Annotated in this window: 4 protein-coding genes; 1 reads left to right on the top strand and 3 read right to left on the bottom strand. The window is 42.1% G+C overall.

Annotated features, from left to right (window positions below):
• Nucleotides 1-243: 243 nt before the first annotated feature.
• On the top strand, nt 244-444 hold the full coding sequence (locus tag ACFIMX_RS10370; RefSeq protein ID WP_015856172.1) for an AlpA family transcriptional regulator: 201 nt from the start codon (nt 244-246) through the stop codon (nt 442-444).
• 103 nt (nt 445-547) lie between these two features.
• Here the strand turns inward: ACFIMX_RS10370 and ACFIMX_RS10365 are convergent, their stop codons facing one another.
• From ACFIMX_RS10365 to ACFIMX_RS10355, 3 genes are all read right to left on the bottom strand, one after another.
• Entirely contained in the window at nt 548-949 is a 402-nt protein-coding gene (locus ACFIMX_RS10365; protein WP_375612658.1) for a hypothetical protein, read from the bottom strand.
• Nucleotides 950-1,118: 169 nt separating this feature from the next.
• Nucleotides 1,119-1,520, bottom strand: a complete 402-nt coding sequence (locus tag ACFIMX_RS10360) for a hypothetical protein (protein ID WP_375639609.1) — start codon at nt 1,518-1,520, stop codon at nt 1,119-1,121.
• Nucleotides 1,517-3,869: hemagglutinin repeat-containing protein (locus ACFIMX_RS10355; protein ID WP_375694452.1), on the bottom strand; the 2,353-nt coding region annotated here is incomplete at its 5' end. The genes ACFIMX_RS10355 and ACFIMX_RS10360, both read right to left, overlap by 4 nt.

The following is a 3,869-nucleotide window of genomic DNA, read 5'->3' as shown; positions in this document are numbered from 1 at the left end:
TATATGGATAAATGGGCGGCTTATGTCACGGGTCAAACCTAAAATATGGGGTGAATAACCCCATGATCTGTGGATAACTTTCTCTCTCTTCTCTCTCATTCTTTCTCAATAGGAGTCATAATTTATCACATTAGAAATTGTATAATAAAATATTGTTTTCTATAAATAAAACATCTTTCTAAATGAACCAAAATGTGGTTAATAAATGATTATGATTTGTTTTTATAGTGAAAGGATTTTAGAATGACAGAAAATGATATTCTTTTAACAGACCGTGAAAGTGCAAAATTGCTTCATATGAGTGTCTCAACTTTCCGCCGTCATGTAACCAATGGCTCTTTGCCAAAACCTTTAAAATTTGGTTTTTTATCGCGTTGGTTACAATCAGATCTTTTGAATGTCATCGAGCAAGCAAAACAGCAACGTTATAACGACGCGGCATAAAAAGAAAACCTTGTCACGTAAGGACGGACAAGGCTTTCTCAAGCTCATCAAACCTGGTGCTTTATTTGGTGTAAATTCAAGGCTTTCTCTGCTGAAGCAAGACTTAAGGCTGGCATTCAAGTTGTTCTGAATGTTTTTTACAATAAGGGCTATTTAAGCGTCTCTCAACACTTCGCTGAGGCGTGATAGAACCACTAAGAGGATACACCGGAATCCTATCATCTTGACAATTTTCACACCACTTTCCATTTTCACTTCTATAGTGGAAGCCAGATTGAAGCATACAAGTATGAATTATTGCCCATTCACCGAAACCTAATCCACTATTTTCTGTATCGGCATTATAAGGAGTTGGCTTACCACACTCTAACAATGCTTTTGCTACTTCAGTAGAATCTGCATCTGGCTTTTGCCATATAACAAAGTATTTTGAAGGAGGCTTTGAGTCACATCCAGCGATACTTAACAAAGCCATGCAACTCAACAGTTTTAAGATTTTCTTCATTTTTCCCCTCTTTCAATGGATTTATTTACGATAAAACAGAGCTCATAAACCTATTGATATTTCCTGTCACCGCTGCTGAAAACAACAGTGAACAATATTGAAATGGTTAATTGAGGAAACAATCCCGCCATTCCAAGCGAAGGCAAGGAGGGGGATTGTTGATCATCACTTAAGGCTTGCATTCATCCGCATTTTTATACCTTTTACAAAAAGGGCTATTTAAGCGCTTCTTGACACTGCGCTGTGGTATGACAGCACCTGGACGACAAATCGGCAAGTTTTTCTCTTTAAAAGTATAACACCAATATGGTCCTCCCCATTTGTAGTGGAATCCTGCTTGAATCATGCAAGCATCGATGGAAGCCTCTGCATTGATGCTTAGCTTTCTATTTTCTGGAAAAACATCATAAGGGGTTGGCATACCACATTCTAACAAGGCTTTTCCTATCTCCGTAAAATCTGCACCAGGTTTCTCCCATGCACTCAAAACTCCTGGTGGAGGCTTGTCGATGTTACATCCAACAATATTTAACAGAATGAGACCACTTAATAATTTCAAGATTTGTTTCATTTTTTTCTTCCTGAATATTTTGAATAAATTGGCGTACGATTAGGTAATCCATAAGCCTGTCGACATATTGAACCTGCATTACCATAACAAGCATGGACACTTGGGTAGCCCTTAAATATTTGCCCTGCTTCTTTCCAAGGACCACTTCCAGGAGGTATTTGCTCAAAAGTGTAAGGATTTTTGCCAATCTTTGTACCCACAAAGTCATTTTTATGATTTTCCAAGTTTACGTAATCCTGCTTTCCATCACTTAAGATATATAACGTATCTGCCATGTTTTGAGTATTATAAGCTGGTCCAAAGAAATTAATCGTTGTTTTCTTTGCTATACCATGAACACCATGCTTTTCTAAATCATGCGATCCATTGCCCGCTGTCATACTGCCGCGGCTATGCGCATCAGTATGCAATCCTATATTGCCAAGGCTATACAACAGATTCTGGTACTTCTTCGTCGAATTGGTCAAAATACCCAACTTACCTTCTAGAGCATACTGATACCCTGCAATGAACAACTCTACCAAGAACGAATCGCTATGAGGGAACATCAGAAAATAGTGCGGATCATTCTTGTTATCAGCCAACTGAACCGCATTATGGGCTGCGTCATCTGGTGTTGTAAAAATACCATTGAGAAAAACATGAACCTTGCCATCAGAACCTTTTTGTAAATTCTGTTGTTCTTCAGGCGTTAAATAATGATATTGCGGCTGCGGGTTTCCATGACTGTCTCTTATAGGATTTCCATTTTCATCTTTTGCATAGATCACATTGCCATTTTCATCGTGATCCACGGTAGCCAGATAATGCTCTTTGATAAACATGTTTACAAAGCCCTGTTCAAAGATATTAATTCCTTCATCCGATAAATCATTGATCATACCTACGCGATTATGCACTGCTCCCTCAAGCGATGCGACATCTAGCTGTCCTACTGCTTGGTGGGCTGCTGCGGTGTTGCGATTGAGAGAGCCAATGATTTGTCCAGCATCTTGCCCCATCGCCCTCTGTCCAGTTGTATCAGTAAGGATGATAGTCCCATCGCTGATAGCAGATTTGGTTTCCCCTTCTGCTGCATCCTTGGCTTTGCCGTGATTTAAAACATTCTTGGCAATGTTTTTTATCGTGTCATTCCCAGAAATGCTAAACCCATGGCTGCTGGCTTTAGCATGCGCACTGTTGCTGATATCACTGGTGCTAATGCTTCCTGTGGTCAGGCTGTTTTTATCTGCCGGCGCGGTGCTGGCAATGATGCCTCCGGTCAGCGTTGTTTTGTCTTTAACTATGATATTAAAGCCGCCATCACCCGCTTTGATGCCTGATTGTTCCACAACACTATGATAATCGCTGGAGGATTTATCCTTTTGGAAAGAGGCGCTCATGGAGCCCCCACCACCCGTTTGTCCAGCACCAAACCCAANATCCTTTTGGAAAGAGGCGCTCATGGAGCCCCCACCACCCGTTTGTCCAGCACCAAACCCAACAGAAACAGAGTTTTGCTTGCTGGAAGTTTGTCCCGTATCACTGCGGCTGGTAATGGCGAAATCACCCCCTACTTCCATTTCTACACGCTCTCCAGAAACCACAGCGCCTGCCAATGTGGTGTTTGCCCCACTCGTGGTATGAACGGTGCCGGTGCCTATAATATGGCTGTTTTTGTGTTGAACTTCCTCACTGGAACCTTCCCCTTGACTAAAAGCAGCACTACCCGTTGCCCCTGCGCCACCCGTGCCATAACCGGTGCCAACACTCATTGAAGAACTTTCACTGCTGTTTTGTGTGCTTTGCGTGTTTTGTGCACTTTCAAAGATGATATCTTTACCTGCTTCCATGGTGATCTTTCCGCTCTGTGCATCATTTTCCAGCACATAGATTGGATTGGTACCAGCGATAACATCAGCGCCAACACCATGAATGCTGCCTTCGTGGGCATGCATGTTAACAGCGCGTCCGCCTTCTATGCTATCTGTCACCGCTGTGGAGACTTGAGAAGAGGCTTCTGTTTTCTCAGTTTTAAAGCCCACGGTTACACTGCCAGATGCACCAGCCATATTGGCAAGAGCATCCTTGGTGGAGCCCCCCAATCCTCCTAATGAGCTACTCAGTCCTTTGGTTACGTTCCCCTTTTCCCCCGTATTGCCAGTCAGCCAATTAACAAAGGTTTTGCCTTTACTATAAAGATGACTGATTTTCATGCCAGTCAGTATGCCATTAATAACTGTATTGTTACCATCCTTATTATTCATGTGATCTGCGGCATCTTTTAGTCCTTGTACCGTGCCAAGGACACCGATATCAACGGAAGTTGTCACACCAGCAAAAGACTTTTCATGCTTTTCTTTTGCGTTA

This window comes from Bartonella sp. AD24XZML (genome assembly GCF_042196485.1).
GTDB lineage: Bacteria > Pseudomonadota > Alphaproteobacteria > Rhizobiales > Rhizobiaceae > Bartonella.
This window is presented reverse-complemented; position numbering and strand designations above follow the sequence as displayed.

Bases quoted from the DNA above. Each gene is read 5' to 3' on its own strand.
- ACFIMX_RS10370 (WP_015856172.1), top strand. From the start codon at position 244: ATGACAGAAAATGATATTCTTTTAACAGACCGTGAAAGTGCAAAATTG.
- ACFIMX_RS10365 (WP_375612658.1), bottom strand. From the start codon at position 949: ATGAAGAAAATCTTAAAACTGTTGAGTTGCATGGCTTTGTTAAGTATC.
- ACFIMX_RS10360 (WP_375639609.1), bottom strand. From the start codon at position 1,520: ATGAAACAAATCTTGAAATTATTAAGTGGTCTCATTCTGTTAAATATT.